The organism is Sphingopyxis sp. (assembly GCF_050725615.1).
Classification (GTDB): Bacteria; Pseudomonadota; Alphaproteobacteria; order Sphingomonadales; family Sphingomonadaceae; genus Sphingopyxis.
This window is the reverse complement of the sequence record NZ_JBOHHU010000041.1, coordinates 12,416-34,960: the sequence shown is the minus strand read 5'-3', so window position 1 is coordinate 34,960 and position 22,545 is coordinate 12,416. Positions and strand designations below refer to the sequence as shown.

Annotated in this window: 18 protein-coding genes; 5 read left to right on the top strand and 13 right to left on the bottom strand. The window is 65.6% G+C overall.

The window, feature by feature from the left end; genetic code table 11:
• Window positions 1-33: 33 nt before the first annotated feature.
• Together ACREB7_RS11355 and ACREB7_RS11350 are read right to left on the bottom strand one after the other, a co-directional pair.
• Entirely contained in the window at window positions 34-1,215 is a 1,182-nt protein-coding gene (locus ACREB7_RS11355; protein WP_431592383.1) for a lipid-transfer protein, read from the bottom strand.
• A gap of 17 nt (window positions 1,216-1,232) precedes the next feature.
• Window positions 1,233-2,123 carry an SDR family NAD(P)-dependent oxidoreductase gene (locus ACREB7_RS11350; protein ID WP_431592382.1) on the bottom strand — a complete coding sequence of 297 codons (891 nt, stop codon included), beginning with the start codon at window positions 2,121-2,123 and terminating at the stop codon, window positions 1,233-1,235.
• Window positions 2,124-2,325: 202 nt separating this feature from the next.
• On the opposite strand from ACREB7_RS11350, the gene ACREB7_RS11345 reads away from it, so the two are divergent.
• Entirely contained in the window at window positions 2,326-3,903 is a 1,578-nt protein-coding gene (locus ACREB7_RS11345) for an AMP-binding protein (RefSeq protein WP_431592381.1), read from the top strand.
• Between the two features lie 89 nt (window positions 3,904-3,992).
• Window positions 3,993-4,589, top strand: a complete 597-nt coding sequence (locus tag ACREB7_RS11340) for a hypothetical protein (RefSeq protein ID WP_431592380.1) — start codon at window positions 3,993-3,995, stop codon at window positions 4,587-4,589.
• 16 nt (window positions 4,590-4,605) lie between these two features.
• Here ACREB7_RS11340 and ACREB7_RS11335 read toward each other — a convergent pair whose 3' ends face one another.
• Together ACREB7_RS11335 and ACREB7_RS11330 are read right to left on the bottom strand one after the other, a co-directional pair.
• Window positions 4,606-5,730 (bottom strand): zinc-dependent alcohol dehydrogenase family protein, encoded by a 1,125-nt coding sequence (locus ACREB7_RS11335; RefSeq protein WP_431592379.1) that lies wholly within the window; start codon window positions 5,728-5,730, stop codon window positions 4,606-4,608.
• 38 nt (window positions 5,731-5,768) lie between these two features.
• A complete protein-coding gene (locus ACREB7_RS11330; protein WP_431592378.1) occupies window positions 5,769-6,656 on the bottom strand; it encodes a crotonase/enoyl-CoA hydratase family protein in 888 nt (295 codons plus the stop codon).
• A gap of 273 nt (window positions 6,657-6,929) precedes the next feature.
• On the opposite strand from ACREB7_RS11330, the gene ACREB7_RS11325 reads away from it, so the two are divergent.
• The gene (locus ACREB7_RS11325) at window positions 6,930-7,370 is read left to right on the top strand and encodes an acyl-CoA thioesterase (RefSeq protein WP_431592377.1); all 441 of its coding nucleotides are present in this window, start codon (window positions 6,930-6,932) and stop codon (window positions 7,368-7,370) included.
• Window positions 7,371-7,418: 48 nt separating this feature from the next.
• A complete protein-coding gene (locus ACREB7_RS11320; protein WP_431592376.1) occupies window positions 7,419-9,299 on the top strand; it encodes an alkyl sulfatase dimerization domain-containing protein in 1,881 nt (626 codons plus the stop codon).
• Window positions 9,300-9,321: 22 nt separating this feature from the next.
• On the opposite strand, the gene ACREB7_RS11315 is transcribed toward ACREB7_RS11320, so the two are convergent.
• From ACREB7_RS11315 to ACREB7_RS11300, 4 genes are all read right to left on the bottom strand, one after another.
• Window positions 9,322-11,118 carry an acyl-CoA dehydrogenase gene (locus ACREB7_RS11315; RefSeq protein ID WP_431592375.1) on the bottom strand — a complete coding sequence of 599 codons (1,797 nt, stop codon included), beginning with the start codon at window positions 11,116-11,118 and terminating at the stop codon, window positions 9,322-9,324.
• A 233-nt stretch (window positions 11,119-11,351) separates the two neighbouring features.
• Entirely contained in the window at window positions 11,352-12,500 is a 1,149-nt protein-coding gene (locus ACREB7_RS11310; RefSeq protein WP_431592374.1) for an acyl-CoA dehydrogenase family protein, read from the bottom strand.
• Window positions 12,501-12,520: 20 nt separating this feature from the next.
• Window positions 12,521-13,762 (bottom strand): thiolase family protein, encoded by a 1,242-nt coding sequence (locus tag ACREB7_RS11305; protein ID WP_431592373.1) that lies wholly within the window; start codon window positions 13,760-13,762, stop codon window positions 12,521-12,523.
• A gap of 2 nt (window positions 13,763-13,764) precedes the next feature.
• A complete protein-coding gene (locus tag ACREB7_RS11300; RefSeq protein WP_431592372.1) occupies window positions 13,765-14,505 on the bottom strand; it encodes an enoyl-CoA hydratase/isomerase family protein in 741 nt (246 codons plus the stop codon).
• Window positions 14,506-14,670: 165 nt separating this feature from the next.
• Here ACREB7_RS11300 and ACREB7_RS11295 point away from each other — a divergent pair, with 165 nt between their 5' ends.
• Window positions 14,671-17,397 (top strand): LuxR C-terminal-related transcriptional regulator, encoded by a 2,727-nt coding sequence (locus tag ACREB7_RS11295; protein WP_431592371.1) that lies wholly within the window; start codon window positions 14,671-14,673, stop codon window positions 17,395-17,397.
• Between the two features lie 19 nt (window positions 17,398-17,416).
• On the opposite strand, the gene ACREB7_RS11290 is transcribed toward ACREB7_RS11295, so the two are convergent.
• The 5 genes from ACREB7_RS11290 to ACREB7_RS11270 all read right to left on the bottom strand — a co-directional run bounded on the left by ACREB7_RS11290 (window position 17,417) and on the right by ACREB7_RS11270 (window position 22,526).
• Entirely contained in the window at window positions 17,417-18,568 is a 1,152-nt protein-coding gene (locus tag ACREB7_RS11290; protein ID WP_431592370.1) for a CaiB/BaiF CoA transferase family protein, read from the bottom strand.
• Complete coding sequence (locus ACREB7_RS11285) at window positions 18,565-19,692, bottom strand: acyl-CoA dehydrogenase family protein (protein WP_431592369.1); 1,128 nt, start codon at window positions 19,690-19,692, stop codon at window positions 18,565-18,567. Before ACREB7_RS11285 ends, ACREB7_RS11290 begins: the two co-directional genes overlap by 4 nt.
• A 10-nt stretch (window positions 19,693-19,702) precedes the next feature.
• The gene (locus ACREB7_RS11280; protein ID WP_431592368.1) at window positions 19,703-20,857 is read right to left on the bottom strand and encodes an acyl-CoA dehydrogenase family protein; all 1,155 of its coding nucleotides are present in this window, start codon (window positions 20,855-20,857) and stop codon (window positions 19,703-19,705) included.
• Between the two features lie 101 nt (window positions 20,858-20,958).
• On the bottom strand, window positions 20,959-21,741 hold the full coding sequence (locus ACREB7_RS11275; protein ID WP_431592367.1) for an SDR family NAD(P)-dependent oxidoreductase: 783 nt from the start codon (window positions 21,739-21,741) through the stop codon (window positions 20,959-20,961).
• 2 nt (window positions 21,742-21,743) lie between these two features.
• Entirely contained in the window at window positions 21,744-22,526 is a 783-nt protein-coding gene (locus ACREB7_RS11270) for an enoyl-CoA hydratase/isomerase family protein (RefSeq protein WP_431592366.1), read from the bottom strand.
• Window positions 22,527-22,545 lie beyond the last annotated feature (19 nt).

The following is a 22,545-nucleotide window of genomic DNA, read 5'->3' as shown; positions in this document are numbered from 1 at the left end:
CAAACCGGCGATACGGCGCGGCGCCCCGCCTTCTCAGCTGCGGTACATCGTCACGACGCAGGCGCCGCCGACGCCCAGATTATGCTGGAGCGCGACGCGCGCGCCTTCGACCTGCCGTGCGTCGGCCGCGCCGCGCAATTGCTGCGTCAGCTCGAAACATTGCGCGAGGCCCGTCGCGCCGATCGGATGCCCCTTCGACAGCAGTCCGCCCGACGGATTGACGACATATCGGCCGCCATAGCTGTTGTCGCCATCGTCGATGAATTTCGCCGCGCCGCCCTCGGGGCAGAGACCCAGCGCCTCATAGACGACCAGCTCGTTGTGCGCGAAGCAGTCGTGGAGCTCGACGACGTCGATGTCGTCGGGTCCGACACCCGTCGCCTCGTACAGGGCGTTGGCGGCGCGCTGTGCCATGCCATAGCCGACGACGCGGCGCAGGTCGCCGCCCTCGAAGGTATCGGCGGCGTCGGTCGTCATGGCCTGGCCCGCAATCCAGACGCGCTTGTCGAGGCCATATTTGTTCGCCGCCTCCTCGCTGCACAGGATCGCCGCCGCCGCACCGCAGGTCGGCGGGCAGGCCATCAACCGGGTCATCACGCCGGGCCATATGACCTGATCGGCCATCACTTCGTCGGCGGTCACTTCCTTGCGGAAAACCGCGAGCGGATTGCGTGCGGCGTGGCGGCTGGCCTTGGCGCGAACCTTGGCGAAGGATTCGAGCGGCGTGCCATAGCGTTTCATATGATCCCACCCGGCGCCGCCAAAGATCCGCAGCGCGAGGGGCAGGTCCGATTCGCCCAGGACGGCATCGGTGGCTTCGACGAATCGTCCGGCCGTCGAGGGGCGGTCGTTGAACACCGCACCCAGCGCGCCGGGAACCATCTGTTCGAAACCGACCGCAAGCGCGATGTCGGCGACGCCGCTCTCGATCGCCTGCCGCGCGAGATAGATCGCCGACGACCCCGACGCGCAGGCGTTGTTGACGTTGAAGATCGGGATGCCGCTCAGACCGACCTCGTAGAGCGCGCGCTGCCCGCTGCACGTATCGCCATAGATGAAGCTGGCATAGGCCTGCTCCACCTTGTCATACTCGACACCGGCATCCTCGAGCGCCAGCCGCGTCGCAGCGGCGCCCATCTTGTCATAGCTTTCGCTCATTCCCGGTTTGGCGAAGGGGATCATCCCGACGCCGGCGACATAGACTTTGCGTTTCATCGTCTGTTCTCCCGATTTCAGATCTGGCCGAGGCCGAGCGCCGACTGGACAAAGGCGTTATCGGGCAGGATCTCGTCCTCTCGATCGCCGATCGCGTCGATATCGGCGGCGATACGCTCGAGCGTCGCCTCGGCGGCATCGATGCGCACGCCGCGGGTCAGCGTGATATAGGCGCGCTGATAACCGCCGGCGCCGGCCGACAGGATGGTGCGCGTCGGAGCGTCCTCACCCACGAGATAAAGCGCGGCGGGAACGACCGTGGACGGGTCCATCTGCGCCAGCACCTCTTCGGGCATCACGTCCTCGGTCATCCGCGTCGCGGCGGCGGGAGCGATCGTATTCACCCGGATGTCGTTCTTGCCGCCCTCGATACCGAGCGAGTTCATGAAACCGACGAGACCGGCCTTGGCCGCGCCATAATTGGTCTGACCGAAATTGCCGTAGAGGCCGGTGGCCGAGGTCGTCATCAGGATGCGGCCATAGCCCTGCTCCTTCATCACCTCCCACACCGCCTTGGTGCAGATCGCCGAACCGATCAGGTGGACGTCGACGACCAGGCGGAAGTCGTCGATGCTCATCTTCGAAAAGCTCTTGTCGCGCAGGATGCCGGCATTGTTGATGAGGATGTCGATCCGCCCCCATTGGGCCTTCACCTCCTGCGCGAGGGCGTTCATCGCCTGCTCGTCGGTGACGCTGCTCGAATTGGCGATCGCCTCGCCGCCCGCTGCGACGATCTCGTCGACGACGGCCTGTGCCGCCGGGGACGTGCCGCTGCCATCGCGGCTTCCGCCCAGATCATTGACGACGACCTTCGCCCCGCGCCGCGCGAGTTCGAGGGCATAGGCGCGGCCCAATCCGTTGCCTGCCCCGGTGACGATGGCGACGCGGCCTTCAAAATTCCTGGTCATTGGAGTCTTTCCTTGCTTGTTCGGTTCGGATGCCCCTCGATCCCATGGCGCACGGGGCTGTTGGCACCACTCCTGTCGGGGGGGACACCCACCCCCTCACCGAGGGGGGGAGAAAATCCGGGACACCATCCGCTAAGGGACAGGATGAACAAGATTGCGGTGCCGCCACCAGCGGACGCCGGACGGAAGAGGAACGAGACTGATGAAAGTCAATTTCACGCGCATGATGCGTCAGGTCGTTCGGACCTATGGTCCGAAAGAAGCGCTGGTGAATTTCGAACGAAACCGTCGCTACAGTTTCGAGGAATTGCACCAGCTGACCAACCGGATCGTCAACATGATGCGCGGCAAGCTCGGCCTTACCCGCGGAACAAGTTACCTCTGCCTGCTCGAAAACGACAATCTCTCGCTGCTCCACGCCTGGACGCTGCTCAAGGGCGATGCCGCGGCTGTCCTCACCAATCTTCACGACGCCTATGATGAGCATCTGTGGCAGGCCGACTGGATCGGCCCCAAGGTCGCCTTTCTCGAAACCGCACTGGTTGACCGCTATTATCAAGCGTTTCGCGACCGGGGCATCCTGATCGTCGCGATGGACCCGCTGCCCGAGCCGCGCGATGGTGTCGACTATTTCTGGGACCTGCTGGAAGGCGTTTCGGACGCCGACCCCGACGTCGAAAACGACGCCCACGAAGACATCCTGCTCTATCGCTTCACCGGCGGGACCACCGGGCGCGGCAAATGCGCGCAATATTCGCCTGACATCTGGCTCGGCACCAGCGATTCCTTCTATGCGGAGGAGGACGCCCTGTTCCGGGAGACGACGCGGTCGCTCCAACTCGCGCCGCTGAGCCACGGCGCCGCGATCGGCGTCCTGCCCGTCTTTTTCCGCGGCGGCACGCTGATCACCATGAATGTGCCCGACCTCGGCGCCTGGTGCCGCGCGGTCGAGGCCGAACGCGTCACGCTCGCGACGCTGGTCCCGACGATGCTCTATCGCCTGCTCGAACTCGGCGGCGCCGACGATCACGACCTGTCGACGCTCGAAACCATCTTTTACGGCGCCGCGCCGATCAGCCCGTCGAAGCTCGAACAGCTTCAGGCGCGGTTCGGCAACGTCTTTGTCCAGGTCTATGGCGCCACCGAATGCTTCCAGCCCGTCGCGCTGCTCGCGAAGCGCGATCACCTGCCCGATGCAAACGGGTCGCTCGCCCATCTCGCCTCGGCCGGGCGCGTCGCGCGCGGGGTCGAGATGCGGGTCGTCGATGACGACGGCAACGACATGCCCGACGGCAGCGTCGGCGAGGTCTGGGTGCGCGCACGCACGACGATCACCGGCTATTATCGCAATCCCGAAGGCACGGCCCAGGAATTCGAGAACGGCTTCTGGAAATCCGGCGACCTTGGCTACCGCGACGCGCGCGGTTTTCTCTACATTGTCGACCGCAAGAAGGACATGATCATCACCGGCGGCTTCAACGTCTATGCGATCGAGGTCGAGGGGGCGCTCAACACCCATCCCGCCGTCCTGATGTCGGCGGTGGTCGGCATTCCGCACCCCGACTGGGGCGAAGCGGTCCATGCCGAAATCATGCTCAAGGAAGGCAGTGCGGCCTCCGAGGGCGAATTGCTCGACCATGCGCGGCAAAAGCTGGGCAAGCACAAGGTCCCGAAGTCGATCAAGCTGGTTGGCGAACTGCCGCTCAGCGCGGCGCACAAGGTTCTGCGCCGCGTCGTTCGCGACAAATATTGGTCGAAGACGGAACGGCACGTCGGCTGAGGCATGCCCCCCCCCCTCCGCGAGGGGTGGCCCGGGCGCGCGCAGCAGCGGAAAGATCGCAGGATCTCGCCGCATATGGAGCTGTGACCATGCCCGCCCTTCTCTCGACATTCGACTCCCGCGCGCTCTCTGACGTCGCCGTCGCGATCGATGGCTGTGACACCGAAATCGGGGCGGGCCTGGCGATGATCCTCGCCGAACTCGGCGCGCATGTCCGGCTATGTGGGGCGGACCGGGCTGCGCTCGAGGCGCTGCGCGCTTCGATCACCAGCCATTGGGGCCGTGCCGACCTTGCGCCGGGAAATGGCATTGCCAACGATGCTGCGATCCGGATCGTCCCATCGACGGCGGAGGCAGCCGATCATGCCAAGGCGGCGGGCCCCGATAACAGCGCCCGGACGATCGTGATCGTGCCGAACGCGCGACCGACGGACGGAAATCTGGAAGCGGCGCTGGCGGCGCGCGATCCCGAGCGTCGCCTCCATGCCATCATGGCGAGCGAAAGCGGTGGAGCTTCCGGGTCGCTCGCGGCGCTGGTGACCCTGCTCCTGTCGCCGGCGGGCCGCGAGATCCCGAGCCAATGCTTCACGCTGAACGGCCGCAATACCCGTGCCGGACAGGCCTCGCGCGCGCCCTGTTTCCCCGCGACGCCGGTGTGCATGCCCGCCATGGCCCCGATGCGCTGATCCCGGCCGGTCCGGATCAGAAGAGCACGACCTGCCGGACGGCGCTCCCGTCCTGAAGGCGGTCGAAACCCGCATTGATCTCGTCGAGCGACAGCGTTCCGCTGAGCAGCCGGTCCACCGGCAGGCGCCCTTCGCGATAGAGCTGGATGAAGCGCGGAATGTCGCGCGCGGGCACGCACGACCCCATATAGCTGCCCTTCAACGTCCGTTCCTCGCCGACGAGCCGGACAATATCGACCGGCAACGCCGCCCCCGGCGGCGGCAGGCCCGCCGTCACGGTCATGCCGCCGCGCCGCGTCATTTCGACCGCATTGCCCAGCGCGCCGATCGACCCCGCCATTTCGAACGCGAAATCGACCCCGCCGCCGCTCAGCGCCCGCACCTGCGCCGCGCAATCCGGATCGCGGGCATCGACGATATCGGTCGCCCCCAATTCCGCGGCGAGCGCGAGCTTCTCCGGCGACAGGTCGACCGCGACGATCCGCGCCGCGCCCGCAGCCCTCGCCCCCAATAGTGCGGCAAGGCCGACGCCGCCGAGACCGATCACCGCCGCACTGGCGCCAAGGCCGAGCCGCGCGGTGTTCACGACCGCGCCGACGCCGGTCAGCACCGCGCAGCCGAACAGAGCCGCCTCGACAAAGGGAATATCGCGGTCGATCCGCACGACCGAACGGCGCGACATCACCGCGCGCTCGGCAAAGGCCGATACGCCCAGATGGTGATGGATGGGCGCGCCATCGGAACACAGGCGGCTTCCGCCGCCGACCAGCTCGCCCGCGCCATTGGCGGCCGCGCCGGGTTCGCAAAGCGCCGGGCGTCCTTCGGCGCACGGCAGGCAATGACCGCAATTGGCCATGAAGACGGTGACGACATGGTCGCCGGGCGCCAGGTCGTCGACCCCGTCGCCGACCGCCTCGATCACCCCCGCCGCTTCGTGCCCCAACGCCATCGGCAAGGGACGCGGTCGGTCGCCGTTGATAACCGACAGGTCCGAATGGCAAAGCCCCGCCGCCTTGATCGCCACCAGCACCTCGCCTCGCCCGGGCGGCGCCAGATCGACCGCGACGATGTCGAGCGGGCGGCTTTGTGCATAAGGACCGTTGGCGTCGTGCCGGCGGAGGATAGCGGCTTTGGTTTGCATGAGATTCTGTCCGAACGAGGGGAAACGGATGCGGGGCGTCAAAGCGATGCGTTGTCCCACCAGGGGTAGAAATCCGGCATCGCCGACGCCCGCTCCCTGAACTGCGGGTTACGCTTTTCAAGGAACGCCGCGACGCCCTCCTTCCCGTCCGCGATGCTCGTATAGAACATCGCGAGCGAATCGACGCGATGCGCTTCGATCGGATGGGACATTGCGGAATTGCGGAGCAGCATCTGCCGGGCGAGTGCGGCGGCGACGGGCGAGCGGTTTTCCGTAAACTTGCGCGCCAGCGCCTTCGCGGCTTCGATCAGATTTTCGGGTGCATGGACCGACCGGAACAGCCCGGCGCGCAGTCCCTCGGCGGCGTCGAATATATCGGCCGACAATATCCATTCGAGCGCCTGCTGCGGCCCGACGAGCCGCGGCAGGAACCAGGTCGAGCAAGCCTCGGGCGTGATTCCGAGCTTGCCGAACACGAATCCCATCCTGGCCTTTTCCGAAACCATGCGGATATCCATCGCCAGCGTCATCGTCGCGCCGACGCCGACCGCCGCGCCGTTGATCGCCGCGATCACCGGCTTCTTGCAGTCGAAGATCGCCAGCGTCACGCGCCCGCCCTCGTCGCGCACGCCATCGCGCGTGCTCGGGACAGGTTTCACGGCACGCATATGGTCCATCGTCGGGCGCAGGCTTTCGTCGAGACCGAACACATTGCCTTCGACATCGAGGTCCATGCCCGCGCAGAAGGCCCGCCCTTCGCCGGTGACGATCACCGCGCCGACCGCATCATCCTCGCTGGCCCTGCCAAAGGCATCGACCAATTCGTCCGCCATTTCGGTGGTGAAGGCGTTGAGCTGGTCGGGGCGGTTGAGCCGCAGCATCAATATCCCGTCTTCGACGTCCCATTTCAGCGTGTTATATGTCATGCCATCCTCGGTTGCGTTCGCTGCCGATTTGATAGGCGACAGCCGCCGCCGCGTTACTCCCTGCGATGGGGGGGGGCGCCACTGGCGCTGCATCCGATGCCCCTGCAGTCGCCAGCCGCGTCGCAGCGGCGCAGATCTCCCGCCTGAACCGATCCGCATCGCAAGGCGCCATGCCACTCGAGCCCCCCCCCCCCGGCAAGGGTTGGTCCCCACCGCCCGGTCGCTGCCATGATGACGATGCCGACCCATTTTCCTGCGAGAGCAAGCCCGTCGATGACACGAGAGACATTCCGCCCCGGCACCGCCTATCGCGCCAGCCATCGGATCACCACACGCTGGATGGACAATGACGCTTATGGTCATGTGAACAACGTGATCTATTATAGTTGGTTCGACAGTGCAGTGAATGCCTTCCTCATCGGCTCCGGCATGCTCGACATCGAAAATGGCGCGATCATTGGCCTCGTCGTCGAAAGCGGCTGCCGTTATGGGCGAGCGGTCGGCTTTCCCCAGCCGGTCACCGCGATGCTGCGCGTCGGGCACCTGGGGACATCAAGCGTCCGCTACGAGATCGGCCTGTTCACCGACGACCATATGGAGGCCGCAGCCGAGGGGCATTTCATCCACGTCTATGTCGACCGGGCGACCCGCCGTCCGGCGCCGCTGCCCCAGACCTGGCGCGACGCGCTCGAAGCGATCCGCGCGCCCGCATAGCCGAGAGAAAAGCCACCGGCCCTTCGGGGCGAAGCAAGGGACAGAGCGATGAGAGCAGCGCCAACACATATCGGGGTAACTCTGGCCTTGCTGGCGGCACCTCCCGCGACACTGGCGCAGCAGCCGGCGACGACCTTCCCCTCGCCCTATATGGACGCGGCGGACACGCCGTTGGAGCAACTCGACAATGGCGCCCGCGTCAGCGCCGACACCGCCGCCTATTGGAAGCTGCCCGTCGATTCGCCGCAGCGCACATCCTATGACAAGGATGTCGTCGTCGCCGTAGCGCCGGGAATCTGGACCCTTGGATCGGCGAGCATCGTCAATGTCCACGCCATCGAGGGACCCGGCGGACTCGTCCTTTACGACACCGGCGAAAGCCTCGAGGATGGCGAACATTTCTATCGCCTGCTCCGCACCGCAACCGATGCGCCGGTCCGGGCGATCATCTATTCGCACGAGCATTATAACAAGGGCACGCGCGCCTTCCTCGATGCCGAAGCGGCGCGCGGCAACACGAACATCCAGATCATCGGCCATCCCGAGACCAATGCCGAAATGGCCCGCACGCGCGGCGCCTTCACCCTCTATCCGGAAATCGCCCCGGTTTTGAGCGCGCGCGGACTCCAGCAATTCAACTCGTACCTGCCCGAAACCGGACCCGATGCGGGCTTCAAGAACACGATCAAGCTGGCGCGCGACGGCTTTGTTCCAGTCGATACGCCGGTTGAGGACGGGCAGACGCTGACGATCGCGGGACTCGATCTGGTTTTCCGGACGAAGGACATCGGCACCGACACCCCATATCAGGTCATGGTCTGGGTGCCCGCCCGCAAGGCCGTGCTCAACAACATCGTCTGGGGCTGGTTTCCCAACGTCTATAGCGTGCGCGGCGGCGGTTATCGCGATCCGCGCCTCTGGCGCCACGCGATCGACGAAATCGCCGCACTCAAGCCCGACGTCCTGCTCAGCACGCATAGCGCGTCGCTCGCCGGCGCCCCCGCGATCGAGGCGCGGCTCGCCGATTATCGCGACGCGCTGTCCTACCTGCTCGATCAGACGCTCAAGGGCATATTGGAGGGCAAGGGACCGGACGAGTTGCGCTATTCGGTCAAGCTGCCACCGCGGCTCGAAAAATCGCCGATCCTGATCCAGAATTACGGCGACCTCGCGCCGATGCCGCCGCGCATCTACGACGCGATCTTCGGCCCCTTCGACGGCGATGCCGCGCATCTCAACCGCCTCCACCCCACCGAGGAGGCGGCCCGCCTGGTCGAGGCGATGGGCGGAACGCAGGCGGTCGCCGCCCGGGTGCGCGACGCGACCAAAAAGGGCGACTATCTCTGGGCCTGCCAGCTGGCAGACTATCTGGTCCGCGTCGATGACAGCGTCGGCAACCGGGCGCTGAAAGCGACCTGCCTGCGCGAGATGGGCTACCGTGCCCTCGCGACCAACAGCCGGTCCTGGTATCTGACCCAGGCGCGGGCGCTCGAAGGGACGACGCCGGTGTTAAAGGCCGCCCCCTCCAGCCCCGGCGCGATCGCAAGCCAGTTGGCGAGCTTCGTCGATTATTACCGCATCCGGATCAACCCCGAACGGTCGGCCGATGTCGACCGGTTGATCGGTCTCCGCTTCGGTTCCGATCAGGCCTTTGGACTGCATATCAGAGGCGGGCTGGTCGACTTCATCCCCGCGCTCGACGGCAGCGCACGGCGGCCCGACGTGACCATCGCGACCGACGCCGAAAGCTGGGCGAAACTCTATAACAATCTTGCCGACCCCGCCGCGCTGATCGACAGCGGCGCGCTGCGGGTCGTCCAGGGCGACAGCGACGAGGCCAAACGGCTCTTCGCGCTGTTCGATCCCGTTTACGACTGGCGCGGCGACCCCGCTTTGCGGGCGCTCGCCGCGCGACAGGCGAAGCGATGATATGAAAGGACGCGTCGCGAACTCAAACGCCCGCAAATTGCTCCGCTCCGGCATCGAGACACGTCGTGTCGAGCGACCGCACCAACTCAAAACGCGGATGTATCAGCGGCAGCTCATAGCGGAAGAAATAGCGGAAAGCCGCGACCTTGCCCTCGTAAAAGGCCCGATCGGATGAACCTTGGTCAAGCGCCTCGGCCGCCGCCAGCGCCTGTTGCAACCAGAGCCATGCGATGACGATATGTCCGAAAGCATCGAGATAAATTGTCGCATTGGCGAGTCCTGTCTCGCCATCGGCGGCTTGCACAACCGCATCCGTGGCGCGCCGCAGGGCATCGACCGCCCCGGCGAGCGCATCCGCCTCGGCCGCGAAATCGTCGCCGTCATGGGCGAGAGCAATCGTGGCCCCGATCCGGCGTAGCAGCAGGTCCATGGCCGCGCCGTCCTGCATCCGGACCTTGCGACCGAGCAGGTCGATCGCCTGGATGCCGAAGGTGCCTTCGTGAATATGGTTCAGGCGATTGTCGCGATACAGGCGCTCGACCGGATAGTCGCGGGTGTAGCCATAGCCGCCCAGCACCTGGATCGCCCATTTATTGGCTTCAAGGCAATGTTCGGACGGCCAGGATTTGGCGACCGGGGTCAGCAGATCGAGCAGCAGCCCCAGCTCGTCACGTTCGGCTGCATCGCGCGACGCCTTTTGCTGATCGACGAGCAATGCGCAAAAACAGGAAAGCGCCTGCGCGCCCTCGACGGCGGCCTTTTGCGCCATCAACATGCGCCGGACGTCGGCATGGTCGACGATCGGGACCTGCGGCGTCAGCGGCGACTTGTCCTTCGTGCTGCGCCCCTGGGTGCGTGTCCGTGCATAGTTCAGCGAATAGAGAAAGCCCGCGAGCGCCGACATGGCCGACGCATGGCCGACCCCGATCCGCGCCTCGTTCATCATGTGGAACATATAGGACAGGCCCTTGCACGGCTCGCCGACGAGATAGCCGACCGTCTCCCCCTTCTCGCCGAAGTTGAGCAGGCAATTGGTCGTCCCGCGATGCCCCATCTTGTGGTTGAGACCGGCGAGTTCGACGCCGTTGCGCGCGCCGATGCTGCCGTCGGGCGAGACCCGGTATTTGGGCACGATGAAGAGCGAGATGCCCTTGACGCCGGGCGGGGCGTCGGGGGTGCGCGCCAGCACCAGATGGACGATATTCTCGGCGATTTCATGGTCGCCGCCCGAAATCCACATCTTGTTGCCGGTAATATGATAGCTGCCGTCGCCTTGCAGCTCCGCACGGGTGCGGATGTCCGAAAGCGAGGAGCCGGCCTGTGGCTCCGACAGGCACATCGTCCCGAACCACTGCCCTTCGAGCATCGGCGGCAGGAAGAGCTGCTTCTGCTCCGCGCTGCCGAAGGCCGCGATCAGATTGGCGTTGGCGATGGTCAGGAAGCTGTAGTTCGCGATCCCCAGATTGGCGGCGGTGAACATGCCGTTGATCGCCATCGTCACGACATAGGGAAGCTGGAGTCCGCCCAGGTCGCGATCGATCCCCGCCGCAAAAAATCCCGCATCGGCATAGGCGGTCAGCGCCTCCCCGACCTCGGACATGATTTCCACCCGGCCATCGACGAAGCGCGGTTCATGGGCGTCGAGCGTTGCGGCCCACGGCAGATAGGTCTCGGTCGCGATCGCTTCGGCCATGTCGAACATGCCCGCGATCATCGCGCGGTCGAGGCCTTCGTAACGCGCCGTTTCGAACAGACTCTCGATGCCGAGGCATTCGAACAGCAGAAAATCGAGATCGCGGCGATTGACGATGAAGGACATGAAACGACTCCCCTGAAAAACAGTCCCGCACCGCCGCTTCCCCTATGGCACGAATGCACAGGCGAAACCGGCGATGCGGGCAGGTGAGGAGAGCGGAGCCGCCACCACGGCTCCCGCCCGGAGTATCGAGACGGAATGGGAGACAATCCATCCGCCGCGATGAGAGGTGAATCCCGACCCTCGCCCGGGGGCTCGCTCCGAAGCCCTCCGAACGAACGACCGCGATCCGAAGATCAGATAAAGGCCGAAACCCCGGTCAGGCCGCGTGCGATGATCAGCTTCTGGATTTCGGTCGTGCCGTCGGGGATCGGAATGACGATGGCTTCGCGCGCGAGGCGTTCGACATTGAATTCCTTGGTCAGGCCATTGCCGCCATGGATCTGCACCGCATCGCGGCACGCCTTGACCGCTGCCTCGGTCGCGAACCATTTCGCCATCGACGATTCCAGATCGCAACGGACGCCCGCATCGATCAGCGACAGCGCGCGGTAACACATCAGCTTCGACGCATCGAGCATCGTCGCCATCTCGGCGATCTTGGCGGCAACCAGCTGGTGCGCCGCCAGAACCTTGCCGAACTGCTTGCGCTCCTTGGAATAGGCAATCGCCTCTTCGAGCGCTGCGCGCATCAGGCCGATCGACAGCAGGCCGACGTGCGGGCGCGCCATCTCGAATTCCTTGACCGTATTCTTGAGGCCGAACCCTTCCTCGCCGCACATATTGGCGTGCGGGACACGCGCATCGGTCACGAAAATCTGCGCCGTGGACTGCGAATTGAGCGCGATCTTCTCGATATTGCGCGATTCATAGCCATGCTCTTCGCGGTCGATGATGAAGTGCGACAACCCCTTCTCGCTCGTCCGTGTCGTGCAGATGATGAAATCCGAATAATGACCGCCGGTGATCCACGTCTTCTCGCCGTTGATGATCCAGTGATCGCCGTCGCGGACACCCTTTGTCTTGATGTCGATGACATTCGACCCGACGTCGGGCTCGCTGATCCCGAAACAGCCGAAGACCTTGCCCGCCAAGACGCCCGGCAGATATTTTTCGCGCAGATGCGCGGGCGCCAGATTGGCGAGGAAGCGCGCGATGCCGCAATTGATCATCATAAACAAACCGAGGTCGACCGACACCGTCATCAGTTCCTCGAGCAACATCGCCCGCGTCACGATCGGCAGACCGAGGCCGCCGAACTCTTCCTGAATGTCCGCGCCGGGCAGGCCGAATTCGGCGAGCGCCGGCGTGATCTCCAGGATCGCCTCCTTCGGGATGAAGCGGTCGTGATATTGGCGCGCGAAGGGGCGGATTTCGCTTTCGAGGAACTTGCGGAAGCTCTCGACCGCGAGCTGCTGCTCTTCCGTGGGCAGAACGTAAGTCATTGTCTTTTTCCTTGTTGAAATCAGGCGCGCGCGAAGATGCCGATGTGATCGATGCTTTCCTCGATCCCCCAGACACCACCGCCATTGACCTGCAGACCGATGCGCGCGCCCTCGACCTGGCGCTGGCCGGATTCGCCGCGGAGCTGATCGACGATCTCGAAGATCTGGCCGAGACCGGTGGCCCCGATCGGATGGCCTTTCGATTCGAGGCCGCCCGACGGATTGATCGGCAGCTTGCCGCCGATCGTCGTTTCGCCGGCTTCGGCCATCGCGCCGCTTTCGCCCTCGGCGAACAGGCCGATATTCTCGCAGATCGTCAGTTCGCCGATCGAGGCCGCATCGTGGAGTTCGGCGACGTCGATGTCGCCGGGGCCGACCCCGGCCTCCTCGAACATCTTCAGCGAGAGCTGGTGCCCGGCCGACGCCTTATGGTCGTCGGGCGCGCGGTCGCTCGCCGCGCGCATTCCCGATGCGAGCACCTTGATCGCACGGCTGCGATCGAAACCATGACGCTTCAGCCCCGCCTCGGTGCAGACGATCGCCGCGGCGGCGCCGTCCGAAATCGGCGAGCACATCGGCAGCGTGAGCGGATAGGTGATCGGCGGCGCGGCGAGAATCTCCTCGATGCTCATCGGCATGCGATATTGCGCGCGCTCGTTGTGCACCGAATGGCCGTGGTTCTTCGACGCGACGGCGGCGACCTGCCGCTGGGTGATGCCGAAACGCGCCATGAGCTGACGGCCAAAACCGGCATAAACGTCCATGAACGAGCTGTAGGGCTTGTCCGAAGTGCTGCCCGGCGGCGGCTCGATATCCTTGCCGAGCGCAATGATCGCCTCGGCGTTGGTCGCCCGTGTCTCCAGATCCCAGGCGGAATCGAAGATCGAGAACATCTTCTGCTTGTCCGAATAATACATTTTCTCGGCGCCGACCGCGAGCGCGACATCGGCGGCGCCCGCGCGCAGCTGCATCACCGCGAGGTTGAAGGCGCTGCTCGCTGACGCGCAGGCGGCCTCGACATTATAGATGGGGATGCCCTGGATCCCCATCGGCAGCAGCGCGACCTGGCCGCGGATCATGTGCTGGCCGTCGAAATGGCCCTGCCCGGTGTTGCCGAAGAAGGCCGCCTCGATCGCTTTGCGGTCGCAGCCCGCATCCTTCAGCGCATCCTCGACCGCCAGCGCGGTGAGCTGCTTGACCGACTTGTCCATGTGGCGGCCGAAATGGGTCATGCCGACGCCGACGATGTAGATATTTTCCATGATCAATATCCCTTAAACTGGGGTTCGCGTTTCTCGGCGAAAGCCTTGAGACCCTCGTGCATGTCGTAGCTGCGGCCGTGGGTGTGGGCTTCGAGCAGCTCGTGCCGGAGCGCGTCGGCCGCACTCTTGTCGGTCGCCTCGATCGCGACCCGCTTCATTCCCGCGAGCACGCCCGGGCTCTTTTTCGCGAGGCGCTCGGCGAGCGCCTGCGCGCGCGGCTTCAGCTCCGTCCCGGTGACGACCTCGTTGACCAGCCCGTACATCCGCGCGTCGGCCGCGCCGATCGCATCGCCGGTGAACAGCATATAGCGGGCGACGTTCGGCGGCACCTTGCGCGGCAGGATCGCCGCGCCCCCGCCGCCGGGAAAAACGCCGAAATTGGAATGGGCGTCGGCGAATTTCGCCTCCTCCGCCGCGATGACGATATCGCAGCACATCACCGTCTCGAGCCCGCCGGCATAAGCGAGGCCGTTGACCGCCGCGATCACCGGCTTGGGATAGGCGCGGAGCATGTCGAACAGGATGATGATGCGATCGAGCAGCGTCTTTTCGCCCGGCCCGACCGCGCCGCCCGCTTCCTTGAGGTCGGCGCCGGCGCAGAAGGCGCGGCCATTGCCGGTCACGACGAGGACGCGGATCTCGGGGTCGTCGCGCCATGCGATCAGGCGCTCGGTAAACTGGATCACGCTCTCGCGATCGAGGCTGTTGAGCGCATCGGGACGGTCGAGCACGATCCAGCCCACCGCCCCTTGTTGTGAATGTGAAATCGGCACGTTCGCTCCATCCCGGTCTGGTTGATGCTTGCGAATATGAGCGGGCGGGTTCGCGATCGAACCCCCCTTGGTGGGGGGTGGGAAGCCAGGGGCCGGGGGCGGCACAGGGAATTCCCAATCGACGCGGACCACCCTATGATCGCCCCCGACATGCCCTCACCACCGCTTTCAACCGATCTCGAACGCCTGCTTGTTTCGACGAAGTTCGCGCCGCCGCGGATCGGGTCGCGCTACATCATGCGCACCCATCTGCTCTCCGCGCTCGGTCGCGACCGCCGCCGCCGACTGACGCTGGTCACCGGCAGCGCCGGCTTCGGGAAGACGATCCTGCTGGCACAATGGCGACAGGAGCTGATGGCGGCCGGCGCGCAGGTCGCATGGCTCTCGCTCCACGCCGACGAGAAATTGCTCCCCAATTTCCGTACCCACCTGATCGCCGCGCTTGGACGGCTTGGCATGGCGCTGAGCGACGAACTGCTCTTCGCCGCCGACGACCGGAGCCATGCCGACGACATGGTCGCGGCGATCAACAACAATATCGCCGACACGCGCGGCGACCTCTATCTGATCCTCGACGATTATCACCATGTCGAGGATCCGCGCGCGCACCAGCTCGTCCAGAAACTGCTCGATGAAGGACCGGGCAATCTCCATCTCGTCATCGCCTCGCGCGCCTTGCCGCCGCTCAGCGTCGCGCGCCTGCGCGCGCTGGAAGAGGTGGCCGAGATCGAGTGCGGCGAATTGCCGTTCGACCGCGCCGAAACGCGCGAATTTCTCGAACAGAATGTGACGAGCGTGAAGCTCGATTCCGAAGAGGTCGGCCTCATCCACGATCATACCAATGGCTGGCCGGCGAGCCTCCAGCTGGTTTCGATCATGCTGAAGAACCGCCCCGAAGGCCGGTCATCGCTTCCCGACCTCGCGCGGCAGTCTTCCGACCTTCAGAATTATCTGTGGGAGGATGTCGTCGGCGACCTGCCGGCCGAGGTGACGGCTTTCATGGAATCGCTGTCGATCGCCCGGCGCTTCAATGCCTCGCTCGCCGAAGCCATCACCGGGCGGGGCGATGCCGCCGCGCTGATCGACCGCATCGAGGAGGAAAATCTGCTGATCATGCGCGCCGAATCCGACGCGCGCGCGGCATGGTTTCGCTTCCATCCCCTGTTCAACGAATTTCTTTCCGCACGCCTCGCGCGACGTGGCGCAAGCGAGGTCGCCGAGTGCCATCGCCGGGCGAGCCGCTGGTTCGCCAAACGCCGGTTCGTCGTCGAGGCCGTCCGCCATGCGACGCTCGCCGGGGACATCGACGAGGCGGTCGACATCATCGAACAAGCGGTGCCGGGCAGCTGGAAACTCAGCTATCTGGGACCATTGCTCCATCTTGTGGACAATCTTTCGCTCGACGCGATCGCCACCCATCCGCGAATTCTGTACCTCGGCAGCCTGACGCTTTCGATGACGGGGGCATCGACGCGCGCGAACGCCTGGCTCAACCGGCTCGGCGAATGCGCCGTGGCCAACGCCCCTGCCTTCGCCTTCCGCATTGCGCTCATCAAGGCGTCGATGGCGCTTCAGCAGGACGATTCGACCCGCTGCCTCGACCACCTCGAGCCCTTTGAGCCGTCCGACGCCGGCACGGCCTTTGAACGCTATGTCTATCTGATGGCGCGCGTCGCTTGCCTCGCCGGGGCCGGTCGGCTCGATGACGCCCTGCGGCTGCACGATCTCAATCCCATCCCGCCCGAGGATGCCGACGACGACCTGGCCATGCGCGCGACCGGCAGCCGGACCTTTGCGCTGCTCGTCGCCGGACATATTCGCGAAGCCGAACCGGTATCCGACTTCAACTATGCGCGCGCGGTGGCGATTCACGGCCGCGCATCGACCTGCGCGAACCTGAGCGCGGCGACGCGCAGCGTCATTTGCTATGAGCGCAACCGCATCGACGACGCGCGCGAGCTGCTGGCAAAGCGGCAAAACAATCGTCAGACGTCGGCGCCGCAGATGATGATCTGGGCGACGCTTTGCCGCGTGCGGCTCGATCACCTCCAGGAATCGGCCGAAGCCGCGCTGGCGCTCCTCGAACGACAAAAGGGCTATTTCCGTTCGCTCGGTCTCGACCGCGGCACGGCCTATCTCGGCGCCGAACAGGTCCGCATCCTGCTTGCGGATGGCCAGTTTCAAACCGCGCAAGCCATCGCTGCGCAACTCGACACGATGGCGACCGCCGCCGCCGCCTCGCGCGCCAGCTTTGCAGCCGAAATTCCGATCGTGATCGGGCTCGCCCACGCGCGGCTGGATATGGCGAGGGACGACAATGAGGCCGCGCTGCGCGGCGCCGAAGCCATGCGCGAGGCCGCAGCGGCCAGCGGCCGCAAGCAGCTCGAAATCACCGCCGCGCTCATCGCCGTCCTGGCGTTGGAAAAATCGGGGCGGCGCGCCGATGCGCTGGCGCATCTCGCGGCGACGGTCGCACTGGGTGGGCGGCTCGGCTTCGTTCGGACTTTTCTGGATGAAGGTCCGGTCCTCCTCATGCTGCTGCGCGAGCTCGCGGCCCTCGCGGCGCCGGGCGCGACCCCGCCTTCCCATGCAGCCGAACTGGTCCGGCAGGCTTCGGTCGGCAGCGCCAGCGGCGGGGCGGCGGAGGGGCCGGCCACCACCACCGACACCCTGCTGACCGGCCGCGAGGTGGAAATCGTCGAACTGGTCGCGGCGGGCATGTCGAACAAGCGCATCGCGCTGACGCTGGGCATCAGTGTCGAGACGGTGAAGTGGAACCTCAAGAACATCTTCACCAAGCTTGGCGTGTCGAGCCGCTATGACGCGATGGTCTGGGCGCGCCGACAGGGACTGATCGACTGACCCGGCAAACGAGAAAGGCCTAGCCGGTCGCGGCAACCCCCGCTTTTTCGCCTCCGGCTGAACCGCTGCCCAGCCAATCCGCGAGCACGCCGCCGATGTCGCGCCCCCGGACCGGCACGGCGCCGATGTCCAGCGCCGGCGTGCCCGAAAAGCGCGGTGCGGGTGCGGCCTGAAGCACGCCGTCCCGTTCCTGATAGACCCCGCGCGCGGCCATATGGGGATGAACCGCCGCTTCCTCGGGCGTCAGAACCGGCGCAAAGCAGACGTCGGTGCCCTCAAGCAAGTCACACCACTCGGCCCGCGAGCGCGTCGCAAACAGGCTCTCGAAGCGCGCCCGCAGCGCCGGCCATCCGTCAACGTCATTCTGCTGATCGAAGGCCGGATCGCCCAGCAGGCCCAGCTTTTCGCGCAGCAGGTGATAGAATTTCGGTTCGACCGCACCCAGGGTGATGAAACCGCCGTCGGCGCAGCGATACGTCGAATACCAATAGGAGCCATCAAGGCCGCTCCGCCCCCGCTCGGTCACCATCGCACCGCCCGCCTTCAGTCCGAGCAACAGGCTTGTCAGATGCGCGCTGCCGTCGACGATCGCGGCATCGACCACCTGTCCTTCGCCGGTGCCGCGCGCATGCATCACGGCCGCCAGCACACCGACGATCAGATAGAGCGCGCCGCCGCCGATATCGCCCACCAGGCTCGGCGGGGCGAGCGGCGGTTCGCCCGGCTGCCCCGCGTACCAGAGCGCGCCCGACAGGCCGATATAATTGAGGTCGTGTCCCGCAGCCAGCGACAGCGGACCATCCTGCCCCCATCCCGTCATCCGGCCAAAGACCAGCGCCGGATTGCGGGCGAGGCAGATGTCGGGGCCAAGGCCCAACCGCTCCATCACACCCGGCCGCATCCCCTCGATCAGGACATCCGAGCGCCCGACGAGATCGAGCACGGTGTCGATGCCCTCCCGGCTCTTGAGATCCAGCGCGATCGAGCGTTTGCCGCGATTGGTGATCGCTGCGGGCCCGAGGTCGATCGTCTCGCCGTTGGGCACGGTCCGGTCGATGATCACGACATCGGCCCCGAGGTCCGCCAGCAACATGCCACAGAAGGGCGCAGGGCCGATACCCGCGATTTCGAGGACGCGAAGCCCCGCGAGCGGTCCGGTGCCGCGGGTCATGCCGCATCCTCCCGAAGCTCGGCGATCAGCGCCTGCGTACATCGGGCCTCATGCACGCTCCTGCCGCCGAACAGCGTTTCGGCGACCACCGCGCGCTTGAAATAATGGCCGACCGCACATTCCTCGGTCATGCCGATCCCGCCGTGGAGCTGGATCGCCTGCGCGCACACATTGCGCGCCGCATCGGCGACCAGCGCCTTGGCGCCCGACAGCACGGGCGCGCGCTGGATCGCATCGTCATTTTCGATCGAAGCGAGCGCCGCGAACAGCGTCGAGCGCGCCAGTTCCTTTTCCGCCGCCATGTCGGCGATCCGGTGCTGAAGGCTCTGGAAGCTGCCGATGGTGACGCCGAATTGCTTGCGCGTCCGCAGATAGTCGGCCGAAATCTCGATCGCGCGCTCCATGCCGCCGACAAGTTCGGCGCAGAGCGCACAGATGGCGTGCGCCAGCCCCGTTTCGAGCGCCGGGAGGCCATCGCCCGCCAGCCGCCGCGCCGGAACCCCGTCGAGGACAAGCGAAGCCGCAATGCTCCCGTCGTGAAGCGGGGTCGGCGTCGCCGTCAGTCCCGCCGCATCGGCGTCGACGAGGAAAAGCCCGATCCCGCGCGCATCGCGCGCCGACACCAGATAGGCGTCGGCGCCCACGCCGCCGAGCACCAATGTCTTGCGTCCGGTCAGCCGCAGGCCGCTGCCTTCCCCTTCGGCAAGGGTCTCGGCGATATGCGGCGCACCGCGCGATCCGGGCTCGCTCCACGCGACCGCGAGCCGTCGCCTTCCCTCGCAGAGCGCGGGCAGCCACTCCGCCTTGACGGCGGCATCGTCGCTCGCGAGCAGCGTCTGCGTCGCCAGTACCGCGCAGCCCAGCCAGGGTTCGATGACCAGTCCGCGACCGAATTGCTCGGCGATGATCGCCGCCTCGATCGCGCCGCCGCCGAAACCACCGAACGCCTCGGGACAGCAAGCCGCAAGCCAGCCATTTTCGGCGAAGATACGCCAGTTGGCCGGCGCTCCGCCCGCGCCCGCCGCCACGATCTTCGTCCGCGCGTCGAAATCATATTCGTTCTGGACGAAGCGGGCGACGCTGTCGCTGAGCATCTGCTGCTCGGTCGTGAGAGTGAAGTCCATCGTCTGCTCCTCAAAAACCGAACATCAATTTCGCGACGATCCCGCGCTGAACCTCGTTCGAGCCGCCATAGATTGTCGCGGCGCGGCGGAAGAACATCTCGCGCGCCAGCCCCTGCCCGGTATCGGGCGCGGCGAGGGCGCCATCGTCGCCGAGCATCTCGACAAGGAAGAGCGACATGCGCTGCTGGAGGTCGGTTCCGCGAAGCTTCAGCATCGATCCGAGCGCATGGGCGAAATGCCCCTGATCGCCGTGCAGCGCGGCGGACCGCTGAACCATCATCGCAACGGCCCGCAATTCGGCCTCGAAACGCGCGATCTGGACCGCATAGTCTTCGCGCTCGATCAGGGGCACGCCCCCGATCCGGAGCGTCCGTGCCAGCGTCTTCATCCGCGCCATATAGGATTTGAGGACAGGCAGGTCGGCCGTGGTGGCATGCTCGTTGTTGAGCAGGAACTTGGTGATGCTCCAGCCCATGCCTTCCTCGCCGATCAGATTGCCGACCGGCACCTCGACCTCGTCGAAGAACACTTCGTTCAGATGATGTTCGCTATCGATGCTGACGATCGGGCGAACGGTGATCCCCGGCGTTTTCATGTCGACCAGCAGGAAGCTGATTCCCGCCTGCTTCTTCGCCTCAGGATTGGTGCGGACGAGCAGGAATATCCAATCCGCCTGATGCGCGTAGCTGGTCCAGATTTTCTGGCCGTTGACGACATAGCGGTCGTCGCGCACTTCGGCGCGGGTGCGCAGCGACGCGAGGTCGGAACCCGAACCCGGCTCCGAAAAGCCCTGACACCAATGGCGTTCGCCCTGCATGATCGCCGGCACATGGACCCGCCACTGGTCCGGCGTCGCAAAATGGTTGAGCACGGGGCCGAGCAATTTATGCGCGAACCCCTCCAGCTTCGGGGCTCCGGCCGCGGAGCATTCTTCGTCGAAAACCAGTTGCTGCTCGACGCTCCATCCCGTTCCGCCGTGCTGCTTCTCCCAATAGGGTGCTCCCCAGCCATGTCCCGTCAATATCCGCTGCCACCGGCTCGTCGTCTCGCGCGGCGAAACCATCGCAAGGCCTTCCTGAACGAGGTCGGCGGGCAGCTTGTCGCGCAGGAAAGCGCGGACCGTCTCGCGAAACGCCTCGATTGTCGGGTCGGGCTGAAAATCCATTGGGCAACTCCGATACATGGTGACGCGGCGCGCACCGCCGCGACGCCGCCTATCTCATTGCTCGCGCTCGTCCCGCGATCGAACCGCTCGAAATGGGGGGGCTAAGGTCCGCAGTTGACCGCCCAGCCGCCATCGACCGCGATCATCGCGCCCGACACATAGGACGCCGCGTCAGAGGCAAGGAAGGCGACCACCTCGGCGATCTCGTCGGGCCGCCCCAGGCGCCGCATCGGAATCCGCGAGAGGACGTCGCTGAAATCGGCGCCGATCTCGCCGGGCGCGCCCGCCAGCGCGGTGCGCGTAAAGCCCGGCGCGACCGCGTTGACGCGGATGCCCAACCCGCTCCACTCGGCCGCCATCGTCTGGGTCATCGTCGCCAGCGCGGCTTTCGCGACGACATAGCCGTTCGATCCGCGCATCGGCCTGAGCGCCGTGATCGACGAGATATTGACGATATTCCCCTGCCCCTGCCGCCCCAGCACATGGCGCGCGAAAAGCTGGCTGGTGATGAACGCCGCGCGCAGATGGACGTCCATCAGCCGCTGCCATGTCTCGAGCTTCTGGTCGACGGTCGGGATGACATGCTCGGCGATACCCGCATTGTTGACCAATATGTCGACCTTGCCGAAGGTGGCGATGGCGTGGTCGAACACCGCTTTCAGCTCGGCTTCTTCGCGAACGTCGCCGCCGACGACGGTACAACCCGACGCGAGCAAGGGTTCGGCGGCCTTGCGCGCGCGCTCGACATCGCGGTCCATGATCGTGACTTCGGCGCCCAGCTGGTTCAGCTTCCTTGCGATCGCAAAGCCGATTCCGCCGGCCGCACCCGTCACGATCGCCGACCGGCCGGCAAGCGCGCCCGGCGCAACCGTCGATGCGGCCATGCTCATCCCTTGACCGCTTTCTCGCGAAAGGCGCGGACAAGATCGCGATGCTCGTCGGTCAGGTTCGACATGGCTTCATAGGCGAGGCCGGTGTCCATCATGCTGTGCGCAAGCTGCTTGAGCGCGATATTGATCGTCACCTTGGTCCAGCGGATCGCCTTGGTCGCCCCCGCAGCGAGCTCGTCGGCGAGCCGGTCGACCGCCTCGTCGAGCTCGGCGGCCGGCAAGGCCCGGTTGATCAAGCCAATTTCGGCGGCCTGCGCGGCCGAAAGCGGACGCCCGGTGAGGAGATATTCCTTCGCGCGCGCAAAGCCGATGAGCTGCGGCCAGATCACCGACCCGCCGTCACCCGCGACGAAGCCGACCGAGACATGCGGGTCGCCGATCTTGGCATGGTCGGCGGCGTAGATGATGTCGCAAAACAGCGCGATCGTCGCGCCAAGCCCCATCGCATGGCCGTTGACCTTGGCGATGATCGGCTTCTCGCAGTCGAGCAGCGAAAAGATGATTCGCTTCGCCTCGAAGATCACCGTCTCGAACAGCGCGGGATTGTCGATCGACAATTGCATCGCCTCGACATCGCCGCCGGCGCTGAACGCGCGGCCAGCCCCGGTGAGGATGATGATGTCCGAATCGGGGTCGGCTGCCGCATCAACGAAGACGTGGGACAATTCCTCGTGGAGCACGGCGTCGGTGGCGTTGAGCGTTTCGGGCGCATTGAGCGTCAGGGTCAGCACGCGGCCGCGCCGGCTCAGCAGGATTTTTTCGTAGGACGCCTGTTCCATGCGCGAATCCGATCCTTTT